Below are 19602 nucleotides of genomic sequence, written 5' to 3'. Positions count from 1 at the left end.
TCGCTATCTAGGCCAATAATCATGGCGCGATGAGCAATCGGCGCAGGTAAAACCTGCATGGCGCGGACTAGCATTTTGCGCACGTAGGGGTAGTCGGAAAATGCATCGAGCAGTGGGTTGCGCGGCGTGTAAAGCGCTACCCAAAAGCGGTCTGTGCCATTGAAGCTTAGGTTGTCGGGTAGGCCGGGAAGATTGTCGATAAAGACATCGTGTTGGCCGGCTTTGTCACCGCTCAAATAGACACGGCTGATTCGGTAAGCGCCGGTTTCATTGACCAGCACATAGTCTTCGTTAGGGCCGAGTGCGACGCCGTTGGCGAACTCTAGGCCATCGAGTAATACCGTGGTTTCGCCATTGGCGAAGTCGTAGCGTAGTAAGCGGCCATCGCCGGCATGTTCCATGATGGCGGTGCCATCTTCGCCATAGCCCCAGCGGCTAGAGGCGTCACTGAAGTAGGCGTAACGGCCAGCTTTATCGATGGCAACATCATCGACAAATTTGAAGGCTCGGTCGCCAGCTTTCGTGCTGAGCACTTTGATCTCGCCATCGTCGCTGACTGAAATGAGGCCGCGAATTGCATCGGCAACAATGAGGTGGCCATCGGGGTGGCGAGCTAGGCCGAGTGGTCGGCCGCCGGTGTTGGCAATGACTTTCAAGCTATTGCCATCGAGGCTGGTGCGAATGATGCGGCCATCGGCTAGGCCGGTGATGAGAAAGCCTTCGTCATCGAGAAGAAGCGCTTCTGGGCCACGAATGTCGAGGTCGCCGATGCGTTGAATATTGCGTAAATCATCGTTGCTTTTAAATACGCCAGATTTCTGCGAAGGCGCTTCGGGTGGCTGCCAACTGACGGGCTCAACGGTGGTGGGAGCTAGCGTTAGCCAGCCCAAAATAACGACCGGTACGGCCAGTAAAAAGGGGCGAGCGCTCATGAGGCTTCCTTATTTTTATATCGCACTACATTAGTGGCAAATTATTTTTTTGAAATGACACGCTGCTGGAGGTTACCAGCAGCAGCGCACTTGTTTAGCTTAATTTACTAACCAAACGCAAGGGCAGGTGTTGCATAAGAAAGCCCATGGCCGCCCATGGCCAGGCTGGAACTGAGCAATTTCCAGGCTCGCGGTTGATGGCTTTCACCAAGGCGCGGGCACCAACTTCGGCGCTAACCTCAAAGGGCAGTTTGCCCGCACCATCATTGAGTTCGGTACGAATATAGCCGGGGAATACCGTAGTCACCTTTATCGGCGTATCGAGTAGTTCTGCGCGGATGCCTTCGCTTAAATGTGCAAGGCCGGCTTTACTAGCGGCATAAGTAGTGAGGTGTTTTGGCAGGCCTCGGCGTGCACTCATCGATGAGATGGTGACGAGATGGCCCGCATTTTGCCGACGAAAGATGCCAACAGCAGCTTCACATTGCGCCAAGGCGGCAACGAAATTGGTTTCGGCGGTGGCGCGGTTAATGGCGAAATGACCTTTGCCAATGCGCCGGCCATTGCCAATGCCGGCATTGACGATGACGCGATCGATTTGGCCAAACTCGCTGGCGAAATCTTCAAACACATCAAACACGCTATCGTAGTCATTCACATCTAAGGCGCGGATGCTGACTTTTACGCCATGGGCTTGCGTGAGCTCATCACGTAAGGAGGCCAAGCGCTCCAAGCGACGTGCGCAGAGAGCAAGGTCACAGCCTTGTGCAGCAAATTCACGAGCCATGCCAGCGCCAATACCAGAGCTGGCGCCGGTGATTAAAATTGTTTTACGCATAATAAGTTCCTAAATTATCGGTAAGTCAGTAGCTCGCGATGGCGGCCAGTGAAGTGTCCGTGTTCATTGAGACTGATGAGTTGGCGAGTGCCGCGGCCTTGGCTGAGTTGCGTGAGACCGCCGTTGGCCAGCGTCCAGTTCACTTTTAGCGCGGCTGAATCGCTGAGCTCTAACAGTGCTTGTGCAACTACCGAGATACAGCCGCCAGAGGTAAAGACCCAGGCGCTGTCACCGCTGCCGAGCTTGCTAAAGACTTCTGCCACAGTGTCATTGCAGCGAGCTTGAAAGGTGCTCCACGATTCATCGTAATCGCTGTCATATTGGCCATCGACCCAACGCAACAGGGCATTGCGAAATAATGCTGCGAAGCTTTTGTGCGGGTTTTCATAGCTCGCGAGCAGCTTGGTGAAGTCGGAGCGATCGGCAAAGCGCGGCTCGAAGCGCTCAAGCACTTGTTCGTGATTAAACTCGTTAAAGCCATCTAGGCAAATAAGCTCAGCTTTTAAACCAGCCGCATTGAGGCAGGCTTCAGCAGTTTGTTTATGCCTTAGCATGCCGCCAATAAATACATGAGTCGGGGCTTCCTCGCGCTCTGCAAAGGCCTGACCTAAGCGCTCGCCTTGGCTGTAGCCTAATGTTGATAACTGGTCGTAATTGGCGGCGCCGAATGAAGCTTGGCCGTGACGAATTAAGGTGAGTGCCGGCATTAGTGGCCATCCTCGCGAATGACTTGGCGGCAGCGCTGCCAGATTGCCCAGTTAACTAACCAGAAGCTTTTGAAGGCGGGGTTATCGGTTTGCTTGTGGTAATAGCGGTAGTAGATTTGCTGCAAAATCGCGGCAACGCGGAACAGACCAAAGACTTCGTAAAACGCCCAATGTTCAATGCTAATACCAGTTTTTTCTTGGTAGTAAGCCACCACCTCACGGCGAGTGAGCATGCCATCGAGATGGGTTGGTTGGCGTCGAGTTTTGCGCAAAATGCCGCCATCAGTGGGCTCAATCCAATACGCTAAAACGTTGCCAAGCTCGATCAATGGATCGCCTAGCGTGGCCATTTCCCAATCTAAGACACCGATAACTTGCGTTGGGTTGGAAGGGTCGAGCACGACGTTATCGAAGCGCCAGTCGTTATGTACGATGCAGGTTTTGACGTCAGCTGGCGTGTGTTTTTTCAGCCATGCGCGAATGGCTTTGTAGCGAGGCACATTCCAAGTTTGTGCTTTTTCGTAGCGGTCGCACCAGCCATCGACTTGGCGCTTGCAATAGCCATCGCCTTTGCCGAGTTGCTCAAGGCCAACAGCACGATAATCGACTTCATGCAGTGCAATCAGCTGGTCTAAGGTGTTGGTGCAAAGCTCGCGTACTTGCTCGCGACTGAGGCTTAATTCTTTCGGTAAGTTTGCGCGCGGGATAATGCCTTCGATGCGATGCATGACGTAAAAATCGCAGCCAATGATTTCGGCGTCTTGGCAGAGCGCCACCATTTTCGCCACCACCGGATAGGCATCAGCCAAAGCTGCCTGCACACGATATTCACGCACCATGTCATGCGCCGATTTCGCTTTTGTGCCCGCTGGTGGGCGGCGTAAAATCAAATCGTGATTGGCGTATTGCAGGCGATAAGTCCAGTTTGAGGCGCCGCCGCTGTACTGCGTAACCTCGGGCAGACCTGCGCTCAAGTCATTTAAATGCTCGCGTAGCCAGCGATCGATTGCCGCTGTGTCTAAGTCTTCACCGGCGCGAATGGCGCCGCCTACATCAATCAATGCCATTTTTATATCTCGTGGTTTAGCGCTTATTTCGCGGCTTCATGCGCTGAATGCTGCGCTGGAAAACATAGCGATACATGCCTTGTGGCAGATAGCGCTTCAGTAGCCATAAACGCTCGCCAGACTCATGCGGCAGGATGTGTTGCTGGCCTTTTTTTACGCCGGCGATGATGCGCTCGGCCACTTCATCGGCACTGAGTTTGCCGCTGGCCAAAAGCTTATTCATCATTTTTTTCAGACCAGGATCTGTCGAACGCATAGTGTCTTCAAGGTTGGTCGGGAAAAATGACGGGCACACCACGCTAACTCCAATGCCAGCGTCCATCAGCTCATGGGTGAGGGTGCCGGAGAGCGCAACTACGGCAGCCTTAGTGACGTTGTATGAGGCCATGCGTGGCACATCCAAGAGGCCTGCCATGGAGGCGATATTAACAATGTGACCACTGCCTTGGCGTTTAAAGCCTGGCGTGAAAATCTTGCAGCCACGCACCACGCCGAGCAGATTGATATTCACAATCCATTCCCAGTCGCTCAGCGACACATCTTCAATGGCACCAGCCTGAGCTACGCCGGCGTTGTTATAGAGCACGTCGATGCCTTGCCAATCGGCCTCCAGTGCATCGGCAACAGCTTGTAGCTCAGCCTCACAGGTTACGTCGGCATGAAAATAACGCGGGACAAAACGTGCAGCGGTGCCTGCCTGCTTTGCCAGCTCACTGAGCTCTTTTAAGGTTTCAGCACCACGACCATCATGCACATCGGCAATGGCCACAGCCCAGCCGGCGCGGGCGTATTGAATTGCCAAGGCTCGGCCTAAGCCGCTAGCGCCGCCGGTAATAAACACACGTTGTACATCGCTCATAGGGGTGACTGCTCGGTCAAGTTATTCTGGAGTCTAGCGGCTAAACCACAAGACGTAACATCTATGGATGAAAATTAGCCTTTGAAGTCGCGTTTGGCGATTTCGATTTTCGCAATCACGCCTTTATGGACTTCATCAGGGCCATCGGCCAAGCGCAAGCTGCGCGCTTGCGCAAAAAACGCCGTTAGTGGTGTGTCGCGGGAGACGCCAGCACCACCGTGGATTTGAATCGCCATGTCGACCACTTGCTGCAAGACATTGGGCGCTACCACTTTGATGGCCGAGATTTCAGTCATCGCCGCAAAGGTGCCGACGGCGTCCATTTTCCAAGCTGCGTAGAGCGTCAGTAGGCGGGCTTGATCGATGGCAATGCGTGCCTCGGCAATACGCTCGCGGTTGCCACCCAAGTTCAGCAGCGGCTTACCAAATGCCGTGCGCGATAAACCGCGATCGATCATCAACTCAAGGGCTTTTTCGGCGGCGCCAATGCAGCGCATGCAATGGTGAATGCGGCCTGGGCCTAAGCGACCTTGCGCGATGGAGAAACCTTGGCCGGGGCCGCCAATAAAGTTCGCCACAGGCACGCGCACATTGGTGAATGTGACCTCGCCATGACCATGCGGCGCGTCGAAATCGCCGAACACCGGCAGCATGCGCTCGATTTCAACGCCGGGCGTGTCTAGCGGCACTAAGACCATGGAGTGCTGACCGTGACGGCTGGCCTCCGCGTTCGGTGTATGTGCCATGAAAATAGCAATTTTGCAGTGCGGATCGCCAATGCCGCTAGACCACCATTTGCGGCCATTGAGCACAATTTCATCGCCTTCTACAATGGCAGTGGCCTGCATATTGGTGGCATCGCTAGAGGCGACTTCCGGTTCGGTCATGCAAAAAACCGAGCGAATTTCACCGGCGAGCAGGGGCGTTAGCCATTGGGCTTTTTGCGCCTCGTTGCCATAGCGCCAGAGCACTTCCATATTGCCGGTGTCGGGTGCGTTGCAGTTAAACACCGTTGGCGCGATGAGGCTGCGGCCGGTTTGCTCGGCAATATGCGCGTATTCAGCAATGCTCAAGCCGGCGCCCAGTTCGGCATCGGGCATCCACAAGTTCCATAAGCCCTGTGCTTTGGCCTTAGCTTTTAGCGTTTCTAATATCGGTGGGTGTTGCCAGTTACGCCAGTTGCCATCTGGATTTAGAGTCTGCACGTCGCGCCAAAACTCAGCCTCGATGGGCTCGATGTGTTCGCACATAAAGGTTTTTACGCGGGCCAAATAGTCCTGACCGCGTTCGCTGAGTTCAAAATGCATACGTCACCTCCGTTTTCGATGCATTGATGCTAGACCACGGCATATAATGCATCGAGTGAATATTTGTCATAGTGAGTCATGAATAATATGAATGATCTGCGCCAGATCGATTTGAATCTCTATCGCGTCTTTGCCGTTGTTTATCGCGAGCGCAGTCTTACGCGCGCGGCTGAGATACTGTGCCTGAGTCAGTCGGCAGTGAGCCATGCCATTGGTCGGTTACGCCAGTCTTTGGATGACCCCTTGTTTGTGCGCGAAGGGCAGGGCGTGATGCCAACGGTGGTGGCCGATAAGCTTTGGCCAGATATTGATGCTGCGCTGAATTTGTTGCGCCTAGCCGCTGCGCGTAGCCATGATTTTGATCCGCAGCGCGATATTACCCAAGTCACTATCGCCATGAATGATGAGCTGGAGCCTAGCTTGCTGCCGCCCTTGGTCGCGCATTTGCGTGAGCAGTTTTTGCACGCGCCGGATTCAAACGCCACGCTTTCAAATACGACAGCGGTGCCAATTTCCAGCGTGCGCTTGGACCGCAGCAACCTACGCGCCGACTTAGCTGCAAGGCGTTTAGATATCGCCATCGATGTCGCGCAACAAGTATCGCCAGATATTGCTCATGCCGCCTTAGCTAGCGATGACTTCGTGGTGGTCGCGCGCCAGCCCATGAAGCTCACGCGCGAGCGTTATTTTGCTGCTCAACATGTCATTGTTTCGTCGCGCCGAACTGGTCGTGCCGTGGAAGATATGGCCATGGCCAAACTCGGTTTTGAGCGCCAAGTGGTGCTGCGCTGCCAGCATTATGAGGCGGCCTGCAAAGTGGTTGCCGCCAGTGATTGCTTGTTGACGATGCCACGCCGACAAGTACGTCTGAGCTCAGGCCTTGCCGTGATGGCGATGCCCTTGGCGCTGCCTGATTTAGAGTTGCATGCTTATTGGCATCGTCAACGCGAAACCGAGCCGGCGTTAATTTGGCTACGTGAGCAGCTGTTTCAAGCGCTACAGACGTAATAACGCTTAATGCGGTGCGTGTGTTTCGTCGTCACACCATCGCGAGTGCAAAGCCGACCCCAGTGCTCAGCAACACCACCAGCCACGCTGGCCATTTTGCCCACTGCAGAGCAGTGCTGGCAGCAATTGTTAGTGCCACGCCACGCCAATCTGTCCACGCATGCGGAACTATGCTCACCAGCCAGGTTGCCAGCAGCAAACCCACTACTGCTGCATTGAGGCCAATAACTGCCGCACGTACTCGCAAATGGCGTTGCCAATGCGCCCAAAACGGCAGCAGACCGATGACCAAAAGTAGCCCTGGCAGAAACACTGCGATGAGCATAATGCTTGCGCCAAGCAGAGGCGAAGCCAGTGCCGGCACGCTAGCGCCCAAATAAGCCGCAAGCGTAAACAGTGGCCCTGGCACTGCCTGCGCCAAGCCATAACCGGTGTAGAAAGTGTCGGCACTCAGCCATCCAGGCGTGACCAGCTCGGCCTGCAGTAATGGCAGCACGACATGGCCACCGCCAAAAACCAAGGCGCCAGCGCGATAGAAGCTATCGGTCAGCGCCAGCCACGGCGAGAGCGTGCTTAGTAGCGGTAAGACAAAGAGTAAAGACAAAGCTAAGCACAACAGCAGTATGCCAATTGGGAAGCTTGGTGCGCGCAGGGCCGCTGTTTGCGTGTCGGTGCTTGTAGGGCGAAAGCTTATTGCGCCAATAAGTCCTGCCAAGACCAGTACAAGAACGGTGGCTTGTGCCGAGCTAAACACGCACAAAACAGCGGCGGCCAAGAGCATGACAATGAGTCGTCCGCCGCCTGCGCTATGCTGCTTTGCCATCGCCCAAATGGCTTGCGCGACGACAGCTACAGCCACCGCCAATAAGCCTTGCAAGATGCCCGTGGGCAAGCCCTGTGTTGCCAAAACACCCACTGCTGCGAGCGTCAACAGCAGTGCCGAGGGCAGCGTGAAACCCAGCCATGCCGCAAGTGCGCCGCGCCAGCCGCCGGCGTGATAGCCCAGCGCAAAGCCGACCTGGCTGCTGGATGGTCCTGGCAAAAATTGGCACATGGCTACCAGCTCGCTGTACTGTGCTTCGGATATCCAGTGGCGTTTGGCCACGAAGGCCTCGCGAAAATAGGCGAGATGCGCAATCGGGCCGCCAAAGGCGGTGAAGCCAAGCTGGAGAAAGCACAGAAAGATTTGTGCTGTGCTAATAGTACTTAGTGGCTGCACTATTTTGCGGCCTTCAGCACGACGAGTATTGGGCTTTGTCATTGTATTTTGGCTTGCGTCTAGCATTGGGCAAAGGGTATACGAGGTAGGTCTTTTTAGCGCAATTAGTGTGAGGAATGTGTGAACAATCGATTACAGGCACCGAAGCCCGGGCTGCATGAATATTCAGTGGTTTTTACCGATCGCGCCCTCAACCATATGTCACCTGAGTTTCAGGCCTGCATGCGCGATATTTCTGACATGCTCAAACGTGTCTATAGCGCTGATTCAGCAGTAATTATACCTGGCGGTGGCAGCGTTGGTATGGAAGCTGTGGCTCGCCAATTTGCCAATGACGTGCACTGTTTAATTATTCGCAATGGCTGGTTTAGCTTTCGCTGGACGCAAATTTTAGAGACTGGACGCATTGCCGCAAGCACAACGGTGTTGTCGGCCAGCACTGGCTCAGATGAGCATCAAGCGGCATTTTCACCTGCGCCAATCGAGGATGTGGTCGCCGCCATCCAAGCAGAAAAACCCGCCGTGGTGTTTGCGCCGCACGTTGAAACCGCCTCTGGCATCGTCTTGCCAAATGATTATATTCGCGCTGTCGCCGAGGCCGTGCATGCCTATGGCGGGTTGTTTGTGCTCGATTGTGTGGCCTCAGGCACGCTCTGGGTCAATATGCGTGAGCTCGGCGTCGATGTACTGATTAGCGCACCGCAAAAGGGCTGGTCAGCCACACCATGCGCGGCACTGATTATGCTCAGTGAGCGCGCCTTGCTGCGCTTGAACGAAACGCAGAGCACATCCTTTGCTCTCGATTTGAAGAAGTGGCATCAGATCATGCTGGCCTATGAAAATGGCGGTCATGCCTACCACGCGACCATGCCCACCGATGCGCTGATCTATTTGCGCGATGCCATGCGCGAGACTGAAACTGCTGGTTTCGATGCCATGTGCCAAGCACAAGTGACGCTAGGCCGTGAAGTTCGTTCCTTACTCGCCGAGCATAGCTTTCGCAGTGTCGCTGCTGTCGGCTTTGAAGCTCCGGGCGTGGTGGTTTGCTATACCGATGATGACGCTATTCACACCGGTAAGCGTTTCATTGAGCTAGGCCTGCAATGTGCGGCTGGTGTGCCACTGCAATGTAATGAGCCTGCTGGCTTCAAGACTTTCCGACTCGGGCTTTTTGGTCTCGATAAGCTACAAAATATTGAACGCACAGTGGCGCGCTTACGCACGGCACTTGAGGCGTTATAGGAGTTTGTATGTCGTTTGATGTGGATTTATTTGTCATTGGCGCCGGCTCCGGCGGTGTTCGTGCCGCGCGTTTCGCCGCAGGCTTTGGTGCTCGTGTAGCCGTTGCGGAGAGCCGCTATTTGGGTGGCACCTGCGTAAACGTCGGTTGCGTGCCGAAGAAGCTTTTGGTCTATGGCGCAAGCTATCAAGACAGCTTGGCGCATGCGGCCGACTTCGGCTGGCAGGTCGGCAAATCGGTGTTTGATTGGTCAACATTAATTGCCAATAAAAACACCGAAATCAGCCGTCTCAATGGCATCTATAAAAATCTACTGAGCAATAGCGGCGTGACTTTGCACGAAGGTCATGCGCGTTTACTTGATGCTAATACCGTCGAGATTAATGGCCAGAAAATTAGCGCAGCGCATATTTTGATTGCCACTGGTGGCTGGCCATCGGTGCCAAAATTTCCAGGAAGCGAGCTGGCCATTACCTCAAATGACGCCTTCTTTTTAGAGCAGCTGCCTAAGCGTGTTTTGGTGATTGGCGGCGGCTATATTGCGGTGGAGTTCGCCTCGATTTTTCAGGGCTTAGGTGCCGAGACTTCGCTGCTATATCGCGGCGATTTATTCCTGCGTGGATTTGATCAGAGTGTGCGAGAGCATGTGCGTGATCAGCTTGAAGTCAGTGGCTTAGACCTGCAGTTCAAAACCGACATTGAGTCTTTAGCTAAGACCGATGATGGTCGCATTAAAGCCAGCTTAAAAGATGGCCGCGAGCTCATTGTCGACTGCGTGTTTTACGGCACTGGCCGTCGCCCCATGCTCGATAACTTAGGCTTGGAAAACACCGGCGTGCGCTTGACCAAGCAAGGTTATATCGCTGTCGATGAGCACTATGTCACGGCCGAGGCGAGTATCTCTGCAATCGGCGATGTTATTGGCGATGATTTTGGTGGTGAGGCAGCCACTGCGCGCCTGCAACTGACACCGGTAGCTCTAGCTGAAGGCATGGCAGTAGCACGGCGTTTATTTAAGCCTGATGAGTATCGTGCGGTAAATTATCAGCTCATTCCAACGGCGGTATTTTGCTTGCCGAATATCGGCACTGTGGGCATTAGTGAGGAAGATGCGGTAGCGAACGGTCATCGCGTCAATATTTATGAGTCACGCTTTAAGCCGATGAAGCTGTCGTTATCGGGCAGTCAGGAGCGCTCATTAATGAAGCTGATTGTCGATGCCGACAGTGATGTTGTGCTCGGCTGCCATGTGGTTGGGCCCGATGCCGGCGAGCTGGTGCAGGGCATTGCCGTGGCAATGAAAGCTGGTGCCACCAAAGCGATTTTTGATGACACCATCGGCATTCATCCGACTTCAGCAGAAGAGCTGGTCACGCTACGTTCGGTGACCCGCACTGTGGGCTAGGGCTATTAATAACACTGGCGCATCGACTAAAAATCTTCGATGCGCCAGTGTTGTTAGTTTTAGCGTTTAGCCGCTTTCTTCACACGTCGAGCCGTGGTTATTTCATCCCAATAATAAGCACTAAACGCCTTCAAAATGCCCATCTTGGTGTCAGCAGGTTTGCCATCGGCAAGACGGAAAATCTGCTGGTAATACCAGGCTTGACCACCGAGCACATTGAGCAGCTTCAACGGCAGCACGCTACTGGTCGGCGAAAACAAGCCACTATCGGCAAGCTTCAACTGATGCTCGAAATTCACCGCGCGCGTGATGCGACCGCTAAGTAAATCATTTGGTGTATCTGGGTGGCTGCACAGAGGGCGACCCAAACCGATGACATCGCAAACTCCTTCTTGCAGCGCCTCTTCCATGACTTCTACGCTACGAAAACCGCCAGTGACCATCAAAGGCATAGTGGCGATTTTGCGGATGGCGCGCGCGTAATTTAAGAAATAGGCCTCACGCTGTTTAGTAGACTCACGTTGCGGCGCTTCGCTGACAGCGGTGTCAGCACTGCCAGTGTGGCCGAGTAATTTTGGTTGCTCATAGGTGCCGCCAGAGATTTCTAATAAATCCACGGTCTCGGCATTGAGCATTTTCACTACGACCAAGCAGTCTTCGTGGCTAAAACCACCTTTGCGGAAATCATCAGAGTTGAGCTTCACCGCAATTGGGAAATCTGCACCAACGGCTTTGCGTGTGGCGCGAATGGCCTCAATCAAGAAGCGTGCGCGATTTTCCAGCGAGCCGCCCCATTGGTCTTTGCGCTGGTTGGTGATCGGCGACAAAAATGAGGACAGTAAATAGCCATGCGCCGAGTGGATTTGCACGCCAGTAAAGCCAGCGTCTTTGGCAATGCGTGCGACACGGGCGAAGCGCCCAATAAAGTCGAAAATCTCAGCTTCTGTTAAGGCGCGTGGTGCGCCGTAATTGCCCAGTAGCTTCAGCTGCACGGGTGAGGGCGCCATCGGCTCACTGGTGACATAACGTGGTGATTGGCGGCCAGCATGAGAAATTTGCATCCATAGCTGATTGCCATTAGCGGTGCCAGCAGCGGCCCAGGCTTTTAGCTGTGCCATGCCCTCGGCATCGCCATGTTCAGGCGCGGGGTCGATGGCGACGTTGCCGGGGCGTTCCAATACGCGACGGTCGATTTGCACATTACCGGTGAGCAGCAAGCCTGCACCGCCATCACTCCAGCGCTTGTAGAGTGTGGCGTGGCGAGCGGTGGCATGCAGATAATCATCGGCTACACCTTCGGTCATCGCGGCTTTGCAGAGACGGTTTGGCAGCGTGACGCCACAAGGAAGGGTGAAGGGTTGGTTAATTAAGTTGCTCATATGAGTCTCCTTTAGCCTATCCATAGCAATGATAATGACAGCGCACCGGCGTAAAATACCGCCACGGAAAGTGCGCCAGCGAGTTGTGAAAGCCACGGCCGGTTGCGCTGGATTTGCCACATCCATAACGCGCCGGCGCCAAGCAGCATTTCAGGAATTAAGGGGTAGAGCGCAAAACCCTCAAATTGACGGACATCGAGCGCGTGCCATAGCTCCATGGGGCGCGCGGCCCATTCCCAAGTAGTGAAAGCAATTAGCGCCATGATGGCGGCATTAAACAGTGGAAAGCGTGCGTAGGCGTTGATCCAGCACAGCGGCCACAGCAGCATCAGCCACATACCCAAAAAGTAGATAGGCACCGCGCCGCCCAAGCGCGGCGCGCCATGATCGGGGAAATGCAGCGTGCCCATTTTCTGCACCAACATCCAGTCAGCACAGGGCAGAGCCATTGATAGCGGCAGCAAAAACCACCACAGCGCCACCCAGTCGCGATGTTTACGCAGCAGGCCGACCAACGGCAGTGCGACAACATAGCCAGCGACTAAATACATCAGTAAATCGCCCAGATTTAAGCTGACTAAGCTGGGTTTGAGCGCGAGCGGAATGGCAATAGCAAAAAAGGCCAAATGAAACAGTAGAGCATCACGGATGCGTGGAGCGAATAGCGCCATGGTTAATATCCTTTCAGATTTGGTTTTGGTTTTTGTTGGTTTTTTTTGGGGTTGAGCGTGGTGTCGGCGAGCAGGTCAGCCATACCTTCACTAAGACGAATGCGTGGTGCATAGCCAAGTAAGCGTTGTGCTTTGGCGATGGAGTAGCGATTTTTTCGCAGTAGGAATTTCATCGCCTCAGGGCTGGCGGGCGGTTTTTTGCCGAGCGCACGATAGGCTGGGCCTAGCGCCGAGAGTAAAGCCTTGAGCACCCAAGTTGGCGCTGTTGGTAAGCGTGTGCCAGCAATCAGTGCATGGGTTTTGAAAAACACGCGTGATGGTGTGGCGAGGCCATCGGTAATGGTGAAAGCTTCACCGCAAGCGTCATGCTGAATGGCGAGCAAAACACCATCGATAAGATTTTCGACATGGACATGATTGATCACACCACGGCCATTATCGGGCAGCATAAATACGCCTTGTCTGAGCAGTTCGATGGGGCGAATAACCCACGGTACGCTACCTGGGCCATAGACATCGCCAGGTCTAATAACGATGACGCCAAAGCCATGCTCAGGGTCATTAAAGCTCATTGCCACGCGCTCACTGGCGAGTTTGCTGTCGTTATAGACATTACCTTGGCCATCGAGCGGGCCGTCTTCGCTAATCTCAGGCAGATAGTCAAAGCCAAAAACCATCACCGATGAGAGGTGCACAACACGCTTAACGCCGATGGTACGTGCAACTTCACAGACCGTGCGTGTGCCCTCAACATTGACGCACTCATAGTCTTCGCGGGCACCATCCTCTTCAACAATGGCGGCGGTGTGAAAAACGACGTCGGCATTACTGGAAGCGCTGCTCACGGCATCGACATCGTTGATATCGCCCACTACCACACGAATGCCTAAGGCTCTGGCGCGTGCAGCCGCTGGCTCAGAGATATCCATGCCTTGAACTTGCCAGCCTAGGCTGAGTGCGCGTTTGGCCATGGCGAGGCCAATAAAGCCACCGATGCCGGTGATGCAAAGAGTTGTCATACGGAGTTCTCAGGTGAGGGCAGATGATGGCTGCCATGCATTAAAGCGGTTAAAAAATAAATAATTTCATTGCTCAATTCAGCCACGCTTGGTGGCTCGACGATTGTTAACCAGTCCGCCATTAGCTCATTCATGCCGCCGACAATAGCAATGCTGGTGAGGTGATAGTCGCGGTCAGGCAAGTCACCTTGCGCTGCGAGCTGCTTCATATACAGCGCGATTAGTTTTGCCATGTCGTGAATGGCTGCGCGGCGTAGACGCTCCATCTCTGGGCTAACACCAACGACTTCCAGCACGCCGATGCGGGCGCGCCGATTATCTGCGAGGTAATGTTCGACTAATGCGCGAACCGCTAGCGGTAACTGCTCGGCAATATTTGCTTGCGGCTGTGATAAGGCGCTGAGTAGCGCACCACCTAAGTCTTGCATGAGCTTGGCGTAGAGTGCTTGCAGCAAACCTTCGCGGCTGCCAAAAAGCTGATAGAAGTGCCGTGCGGTGACTTTTGCCTCGGCACAGAGCTGTTCAATCGGGGTGCGCGCATAGCCTTGTTCGGCAAATAGCGTGAGCGCAGTGTCGAGCAGGCGCTGGCGACGCTCGGCCTCGCGCTCTTCGGCACTAGCTCCGCGATAAGCACGTGTGGCAACAGGGCGTTGGCTGCTCTCAGTTGCTACTGCCGCGCAGGCCTTTTTAGCACGCGAAGATGGTTTCTCCGTTGTGTTGGCTGCTGCGTTGCTAATGATTTTATGCGTTGTCGCCATGGCTTTTGTTGTTTTGACAAGATATCTTGTCCGAAATATAGTGGCATCGAAATCAATAAGCAAATCCCTTGAGGGCAGCGCAATGAAAATAATGACGGACATCAAACATTTCGATGGTAGCCGAAGGGCTTTGCAGCCAATGACGCGCGTTGGCGATACACGGGCGGCGGCAGGAGATTTTCGTCGCGATATGCTGACGAAGCCGAAAGCGCGCTATTACGAGTCGTTCGAGCTTGTTCGTGTGCCGTATCCGGCCAAATTTGCCTACCTCAATGCGTTTACAATGCCGACGCCATTTGTGCATTTGTGCAATCGCTTATTCGTTATTCAATTCGATAGCGCCGAGGGCCTGAAGACTCTGTTGGTTAGCCCATCAGATTGGGAGTATCAGCGCGAGACGCCATTTTTTGCACAACTCGACGCCAAGGCCGGAGCGTTCACCGGTGTCATGGATAGCCTGATTGTGCGCACCACCAATACCGTACTTGGTGTGCTCGCAAATATCGGTTTAAAGCCGGAAGACGTCGACTACATCACCTATGACCACCTGCATACGCAGAATGTTACGCGTTGGCTAGGCAGTGCTGAGCGCCCAGGTTTATTGCCTAATGCCAAGTTGCTCATCATGCGTGAAGAGTGGGAAAGCGCTAAAGGCCTGTTGCCTTGGCATAACCAATGGTATTGCCCTGGTGGCATCGCCGATGTGCCAGAAGATAAAGTTATTTTGCTTGATGAAAGCACTTATTTGGGTGATGGCTCAGTGGCACTGATAAAAACCAAAGGCCACACTGAAGGTAATCATTCCATCGTTGCGCACACCGATGGCGGCTTGTTTGTTACCAGCGAAAACGGCGTTAGTCTCGATGCTTATGAGCCGAAGTTGTCGCGTATTCCAGGCTTGGCGGCATACGCCAAGCAGACGGGGGCGGAAATCATCATTAATGGTAATACCCAGGAATATGCGGTCGATCAGTACATTTCGATGGTGGCGGAAAAAACGATAGCAGGCCCCAGTATTCACGACCGACGCTTTCCGAATATGGCGCCATCGTCTGAGGCTAGTGGCTTTTGGTTATGCCCCGGCACGACACCAACGATCACCGTGGGCGATCTGAAGTATGGTTGCCTGACTAATTCTGCGGACATCAGCGCTCTTAAAACTACAGCTAAAACACGGCAATCAACATCCTCCAAGCAGGTGACGAAATGAACGTCGTCGTTACCGGTGCAGCATCGGGTATTGGCTTTGCGCTAGCGCGGAGACTGCTTGGCCAAGGCCATCAAGTCTGTGCCTGTGACATCAATCTCGATGCCATGAGCGCTTTAAATAGCTTCACTGCCAGCCAAAACCAACTACTGATCAAGTCGCTAGATGTGCGTGATGCCGCTGCGTGGCAGACGTTAATGGCCGATGTTGCTGCGCAGTGGGGCAGTGTCGATGTCTTGGCCAATGTCGCCGGTGTCTTGCGCGATGGATGGGCGCATGAAGCTACTGCCGATGATGTGCATTGGCAGATCGATATTAACGTTAAGGGCGTGATCTTCGGCTGCCAAGCCGTGCTGCCGCATATGCTGGCAAACGGTAGCGGCCACATTATCAATATCGCTTCATTGGCGGGCTTAACGCCGGTGCCGGGTTTGGGTATCTATAGCGCGAGCAAGTTTGCTGTACGTGGTTACACGCTGGGCATTGCCATGGAGCTTGCCGATAAAGGCATTGCGGTCACTGCCGTCTGCCCCGACGCCGTACAAACACCCATGCTAGATATTCAAAAAGGCCGTGAACAAGCAGCGCTAACTTTCTCGGGGCCGCGTGCCTTGAGCGCAGAAGAGGTGGTGGATGCGATTGTTGGGCCGGTTTGGCATAAGCGCCCGATGGAAGTCACTTTGCCATCTTGGCGTGGTGCTACGGCACAGGTAGCGAGCTTATTTCCTGAGACTAGCGCGAAAGCTCTGGGGATGTTTCGCAAAGCTGGCTTGAAGCGTCAAGCTGAGATTAAGGCCGGACAAGACAGCACGCAAAAATAAGCCTTTATCTTCGGTTTTTGCTAAAGGCATCGCTGGGCACGGTGCCAGAACTAGCCAGCAAAATCTCGACACGGTTACGGCCATTGCCCTTGGCCTGATACAGCGCCTCATCAGCTCGAGCGATGGCAGCATCCATTGAGCCATCACTCGAGCTCAGCAGCGTTAAGCCGAAGCTGGCACTGATGGCGACAGGCTCACCCTGATCATTGACCACAATGAGTGCCTTGATGGCCGCACGACAGCGCTCAGCAATAGCATGAGCCTCGGTCGCATCGGTATTTGGCAAGATGATTAAAAACTCTTCCCCGCCATAACGCCCAACACTATCGCCAGCACGTACCATGGCGGTTAAACACTCAGCGGTGGCTTTTAAGACACGATCGCCGGTGGCATGGCCGTAGCTATCATTCACGCGTTTGAAATGGTCTAGATCGAGTAGCACGCAGGCTAATGGGCTGCTGTCTCGTGACGCGCTAGCGGCGGCGTTGGCTTCGCTGAAAATATGCCGGCGATTGGCCAAGCCGGTTAAACCATCACTGCGGCTAAGCACGCGAATATGATCTTCGCGGGCGCGCCACCAGGTCAGCATTTGGTCTGCCATGAAGGTGATCAAAATTAGGAATGGTGCCGCGAAAAATACTTCGCTGAGCATCCAAAAGCTAAAGGCGTGGGCCGATGCTGGTGTGACCTTGCTTGGCGCGTAAGGAATATAGCCCGCTACAGCGGCGTAATTAAGCGTAAACAGCAGCACCACAGATGATAATACCGCCGACCATACGGCCCAGCGGTCGAGCAGAATAAAGCCAAAGATTGGTGCGCCAAGCAAAACAATGCCGACAGGAAACGATAAGGTGCCGATGGAGTAGCTCATCAGCACCAAGCTGAGCGAGTAGTACTGCAGCGTGGCGTGTTGGAAGGGTAGGAAGTTTGGTCGTCGCTTGCGTAGAAATAGGCCAGCGCCGCTAATCATCAAGCCGACTGCAATGAGCAGTAGCTCAACCTCCATGACGCGTCGAATAACATCGACATGCACGAGTAGGTCCCGATCAGGGCGGTTAATAACGTAAAGCGACCAGCTCAGATACTGCAAATACAGTGGGATGGCCACGGCCATCAGAATCAAGCTTTTGTCGACAGCACTCCACTCTAATGCGGCGGCGATGCGCTTACGCCAAACAGTCAGTTGTTTCACGCATCACCTCAGGTCGTTGCTTAGAGCGCTATCTCAGCACAGCTGAGCTAGCCGTGGGTAGCTCGTTTGTCGCTTTATTGTGCTTTCCTGAGTTAGAAGCGATAAGCGCCAGCTTCGATTTCTGCATACATCTCTGCCGTTAGCAGCACATATTCTTGTGTGCCAGGCAGCAAGACATAGACTGCTTCGTTGCCGGTTTTGGCTGGGTCGAAACCTTCGTTTTTCAAACCAGACTTTTGATACTTGAAGGTGCCGGTAGTTTCCATGGCCATTTTCACGCGTAAAAACAGTGGCACTGCATAGGCGGGAAGCTCGGCTTTGACATGAGCTAACAGAGTGCCGAAATTCACTTCGTGGCCTTCATGCGGCGTGATGGCGGCCATGCCAGCACGGCCGTTGGTGTTGGCGATTTCCACGCCATAGACCACGGCTTCAGCCAAATCGACATGCGCAGTCATGATGTTTTCGACTTCAGTGGTGGAAACGTTTTCGCCTTTCCAGCGGAAGGTATCGCCAGTGCGATCAACAAATTGAGCGTGACGGAAGCCAATTTCGCGCATCAAGTCACCGGTATTGAAGTACTTATCACCTTTCTTGAAGACATCGGTAAACAAGCTGCCGGCGTTTTTAACGCTGTCGGTATAACCATCGAATGGTGTTTTATCGGTGATCTCACCAATCAGCAGGCCGATCTCGCCGCGCTTGACTTTGATCATCGAGCCTTTGCTGTCGCGGACTGGTGCTTCGGCTTCTTTGTCGTATTTGACCATGGCGTAGGGCATGGGTGAGAAGCCCACGGTATTGTCGAAATTGAAAATATTGGTGAAGCCGACATTACCTTCGGATGAGGCGTATAGCTCAGCCACCTCTTCAACGCCAAAGCGAGTTTTGAACTCGCCCCAAATCGATGGGCGCAAGCCGTTGCCGACCATTTTTGTAGCGCGGTGTTGGCTGTCAGTTTCGCTTGCAGGTTTTTCTAATAAGTAGCGGCAAAGTTCGCCGACATAGCCAAAGGCACTGGCGTTGTAGCGACGAATGTCATCCCAAAACTCACTCGCAGAAAACTTACGGCGAATGGCGATGCCGGCGTTGCCAGCTAGCACCGAGCTCCAGCACACCACCATGGCGGTAGCGTGATAGAACGGCAGTGTGGCGTAGAGCACATCGTCGGCATTGAGGTTGAAAGTGTAGCCAAAGCCGCCATAGGCCTTCATCCAGCGGCCATTGTTAAATACGGCAGCTTTTGGCAGGCCGGTAGTGCCAGAGGTGTAGACGTAAAACAGGCCATCGGGGCGGAAGTTTTTCTGTGTGGTTGGCGGATTGTAGTTGGGGCAGTCGGCAATTTCTTTAGCCAAGCTGCGCCAGCCTTTCGGCGCACGGCCGGGTTTTTCCAATGTTGGCGCATCAGCTAGCCAGTAGCGTTGCGTGCTATCGAGTGTTAGCTCGGCTTCAACATCGGTGACAGCTTGAACGCATTCGGCGCCAACAATAATGGCTTTTGGTTCTACCAAGTTGATGCTGTGTGTGAGCACTTTTCCGGTTTGCGAAGTGTTCACCAGCGCTGACACTACACCGATTTTTGCCAAGCCTAATACCGTAACTAATAGCTCAGGGCGGTTTTCAATCAGTACGACGGCCACATCACCTTTTTTTAGGCCTTGGGCTAGAAAGTGGTGAGCAATGCGGTTGGCCCATTGGTTGAACTGCGAATAGCTAAACTGCTGGTCTTGGTAATACAGCGCGATACCGTGTGGATGCTCTTGTGTCGACTTTTCAAATGCCCATGCCAATCCCAGTGGTGTGTTGGTGTCGGTACTATTGGCCATCATTAGGCCCTTGATCATGCGCGGCGCTTTGCGCAGCAGACCGGGGATTTTACGTGCCACATCGAGTGGGCTAATGACATCGGCATGGGATGTAGGCATACGAATTCTCTGCAAAATAATGGAGGTTAGCTAAAACAAAGCCGCCTG

18 protein-coding genes are annotated in these 19602 nt (G+C 53.8%); 5 read left to right on the top strand and 13 right to left on the bottom strand.

The features are described from left to right. The 6 genes from AC3DKE_RS02570 to AC3DKE_RS02545 form a co-directional block, all read right to left on the bottom strand. Positions 1-932: SMP-30/gluconolactonase/LRE family protein (locus AC3DKE_RS02570; RefSeq protein WP_487989995.1), on the bottom strand; the 932-nt coding region annotated here is incomplete at its 3' end. A 94-nt stretch (positions 933-1026) separates the two neighbouring features. Then, positions 1027-1770 carry an SDR family oxidoreductase gene (locus AC3DKE_RS02565; protein ID WP_379069956.1) on the bottom strand — a complete coding sequence of 248 codons (744 nt, stop codon included), beginning with the start codon at positions 1768-1770 and terminating at the stop codon, positions 1027-1029. 14 nt (positions 1771-1784) lie between these two features. Then, on the bottom strand, positions 1785-2477 hold the full coding sequence (locus AC3DKE_RS02560) for a histidine phosphatase family protein (RefSeq protein WP_340674516.1): 693 nt from the start codon (positions 2475-2477) through the stop codon (positions 1785-1787). Then, on the bottom strand, positions 2477-3544 hold the full coding sequence (locus AC3DKE_RS02555; RefSeq protein ID WP_487989993.1) for a phosphotransferase family protein: 1068 nt from the start codon (positions 3542-3544) through the stop codon (positions 2477-2479). The genes AC3DKE_RS02560 and AC3DKE_RS02555 overlap by 1 nt, the downstream gene beginning before the upstream one ends. Positions 3545-3560: 16 nt before the next feature. Next, a complete protein-coding gene (locus AC3DKE_RS02550) occupies positions 3561-4403 on the bottom strand; it encodes an SDR family oxidoreductase (RefSeq protein WP_487989991.1) in 843 nt (280 codons plus the stop codon). 74 nt (positions 4404-4477) lie between these two features. Further along, a complete protein-coding gene (locus AC3DKE_RS02545) occupies positions 4478-5710 on the bottom strand; it encodes an acyl-CoA dehydrogenase family protein (RefSeq protein ID WP_379069947.1) in 1233 nt (410 codons plus the stop codon). A 78-nt stretch (positions 5711-5788) separates the two neighbouring features. Between AC3DKE_RS02545 and AC3DKE_RS02540 the strand changes: the two genes are divergently transcribed. After that, complete coding sequence (locus AC3DKE_RS02540; RefSeq protein ID WP_411729964.1) at positions 5789-6718, top strand: LysR family transcriptional regulator; 930 nt, start codon at positions 5789-5791, stop codon at positions 6716-6718. Between the two features lie 31 nt (positions 6719-6749). Here AC3DKE_RS02540 and chrA read toward each other — a convergent pair whose 3' ends face one another. Next, on the bottom strand, positions 6750-7979 hold the full coding sequence (gene chrA, locus AC3DKE_RS02535; protein WP_487989988.1) for a chromate efflux transporter: 1230 nt from the start codon (positions 7977-7979) through the stop codon (positions 6750-6752). A 78-nt stretch (positions 7980-8057) separates the two neighbouring features. Here chrA and AC3DKE_RS02530 point away from each other — a divergent pair, with 78 nt between their 5' ends. Both AC3DKE_RS02530 and gorA read left to right on the top strand, forming a co-directional pair. Further along, positions 8058-9179 carry an aminotransferase class V-fold PLP-dependent enzyme gene (locus AC3DKE_RS02530; protein WP_487989986.1) on the top strand — a complete coding sequence of 374 codons (1122 nt, stop codon included), beginning with the start codon at positions 8058-8060 and terminating at the stop codon, positions 9177-9179. An 8-nt stretch (positions 9180-9187) separates the two neighbouring features. Continuing rightward, entirely contained in the window at positions 9188-10582 is a 1395-nt protein-coding gene (gene gorA / locus AC3DKE_RS02525) for a glutathione-disulfide reductase (RefSeq protein ID WP_340674509.1), read from the top strand. 59 nt (positions 10583-10641) lie between these two features. Here gorA and AC3DKE_RS02520 read toward each other — a convergent pair whose 3' ends face one another. Genes AC3DKE_RS02520 through AC3DKE_RS02505 form a run of 4 tightly spaced genes read right to left on the bottom strand, consistent with a single transcriptional unit; the run spans position 10642 to position 14409 of the window. Further along, positions 10642-11961, bottom strand: a complete 1320-nt coding sequence (locus tag AC3DKE_RS02520) for an NADH:flavin oxidoreductase/NADH oxidase family protein (protein WP_340674508.1) — start codon at positions 11959-11961, stop codon at positions 10642-10644. Positions 11962-11972: 11 nt separating this feature from the next. Beyond that, complete coding sequence (locus AC3DKE_RS02515) at positions 11973-12632, bottom strand: DUF6989 domain-containing protein (RefSeq protein ID WP_340674507.1); 660 nt, start codon at positions 12630-12632, stop codon at positions 11973-11975. Between the two features lie 2 nt (positions 12633-12634). After that, a complete protein-coding gene (locus tag AC3DKE_RS02510; protein ID WP_411729967.1) occupies positions 12635-13651 on the bottom strand; it encodes an NAD-dependent epimerase/dehydratase family protein in 1017 nt (338 codons plus the stop codon). Continuing rightward, positions 13648-14409, bottom strand: a complete 762-nt coding sequence (locus AC3DKE_RS02505) for a TetR/AcrR family transcriptional regulator (protein WP_340674505.1) — start codon at positions 14407-14409, stop codon at positions 13648-13650. Before AC3DKE_RS02505 ends, AC3DKE_RS02510 begins: the two co-directional genes overlap by 4 nt. 82 nt (positions 14410-14491) lie before the next feature. On the opposite strand from AC3DKE_RS02505, the gene AC3DKE_RS02500 reads away from it, so the two are divergent. Together AC3DKE_RS02500 and AC3DKE_RS02495 are read left to right on the top strand one after the other, a co-directional pair. After that, positions 14492-15619 carry an MBL fold metallo-hydrolase gene (locus AC3DKE_RS02500; RefSeq protein WP_487989984.1) on the top strand — a complete coding sequence of 376 codons (1128 nt, stop codon included), beginning with the start codon at positions 14492-14494 and terminating at the stop codon, positions 15617-15619. Further along, entirely contained in the window at positions 15616-16437 is an 822-nt protein-coding gene (locus tag AC3DKE_RS02495; RefSeq protein WP_340674503.1) for an SDR family oxidoreductase, read from the top strand. Before AC3DKE_RS02500 ends, AC3DKE_RS02495 begins: the two co-directional genes overlap by 4 nt. Positions 16438-16441: 4 nt before the next feature. On the opposite strand, the gene AC3DKE_RS02490 is transcribed toward AC3DKE_RS02495, so the two are convergent. Together AC3DKE_RS02490 and AC3DKE_RS02485 are read right to left on the bottom strand one after the other, a co-directional pair. Next, the gene (locus AC3DKE_RS02490) at positions 16442-17629 is read right to left on the bottom strand and encodes a GGDEF domain-containing protein (RefSeq protein WP_487989982.1); all 1188 of its coding nucleotides are present in this window, start codon (positions 17627-17629) and stop codon (positions 16442-16444) included. Between the two features lie 92 nt (positions 17630-17721). Beyond that, positions 17722-19554: a long-chain-acyl-CoA synthetase gene (locus AC3DKE_RS02485; protein WP_484216540.1), complete on the bottom strand. Its 1833-nt coding sequence runs from the start codon at positions 19552-19554 to the stop codon at positions 17722-17724. Positions 19555-19602 lie beyond the last annotated feature (48 nt).

Source organism: Paraperlucidibaca sp. (assembly GCF_982810325.1).
The sequence above is the reverse complement of the archived record's forward strand: the minus strand, read 5'-3'. Positions and strand labels throughout refer to the sequence as shown.

Excerpts from the sequence above, each read along its gene's own strand:
- AC3DKE_RS02555 (WP_487989993.1), bottom strand. The coding sequence starts at position 3,544 with ATGGCATTGATTGATGTAGGCGGCGCCATTCGCGCCGGTGAAGACTTA.
- AC3DKE_RS02565 (WP_379069956.1), bottom strand. The coding sequence starts at position 1,770 with ATGCGTAAAACAATTTTAATCACCGGCGCCAGCTCTGGTATTGGCGCT.
- AC3DKE_RS02500 (WP_487989984.1), top strand. The coding sequence starts at position 14,492 with ATGAAAATAATGACGGACATCAAACATTTCGATGGTAGCCGAAGGGCT.
- AC3DKE_RS02560 (WP_340674516.1), bottom strand. The coding sequence starts at position 2,477 with ATGCCGGCACTCACCTTAATTCGTCACGGCCAAGCTTCATTCGGCGCC.
- gorA (WP_340674509.1), top strand. The coding sequence starts at position 9,188 with ATGTCGTTTGATGTGGATTTATTTGTCATTGGCGCCGGCTCCGGCGGT.
- AC3DKE_RS02540 (WP_411729964.1), top strand. The coding sequence starts at position 5,789 with ATGAATAATATGAATGATCTGCGCCAGATCGATTTGAATCTCTATCGC.
- chrA (WP_487989988.1), bottom strand. The coding sequence starts at position 7,979 with ATGACAAAGCCCAATACTCGTCGTGCTGAAGGCCGCAAAATAGTGCAG.
- AC3DKE_RS02495 (WP_340674503.1), top strand. The coding sequence starts at position 15,616 with ATGAACGTCGTCGTTACCGGTGCAGCATCGGGTATTGGCTTTGCGCTA.
- AC3DKE_RS02485 (WP_484216540.1), bottom strand. The coding sequence starts at position 19,554 with ATGCCTACATCCCATGCCGATGTCATTAGCCCACTCGATGTGGCACGT.
- AC3DKE_RS02545 (WP_379069947.1), bottom strand. The coding sequence starts at position 5,710 with ATGCATTTTGAACTCAGCGAACGCGGTCAGGACTATTTGGCCCGCGTA.
- AC3DKE_RS02505 (WP_340674505.1), bottom strand. The coding sequence starts at position 14,409 with ATGGCGACAACGCATAAAATCATTAGCAACGCAGCAGCCAACACAACG.
- AC3DKE_RS02515 (WP_340674507.1), bottom strand. The coding sequence starts at position 12,632 with ATGGCGCTATTCGCTCCACGCATCCGTGATGCTCTACTGTTTCATTTG.
- AC3DKE_RS02520 (WP_340674508.1), bottom strand. The coding sequence starts at position 11,961 with ATGAGCAACTTAATTAACCAACCCTTCACCCTTCCTTGTGGCGTCACG.
- AC3DKE_RS02550 (WP_487989991.1), bottom strand. The coding sequence starts at position 4,403 with ATGAGCGATGTACAACGTGTGTTTATTACCGGCGGCGCTAGCGGCTTA.
- AC3DKE_RS02510 (WP_411729967.1), bottom strand. The coding sequence starts at position 13,651 with ATGACAACTCTTTGCATCACCGGCATCGGTGGCTTTATTGGCCTCGCC.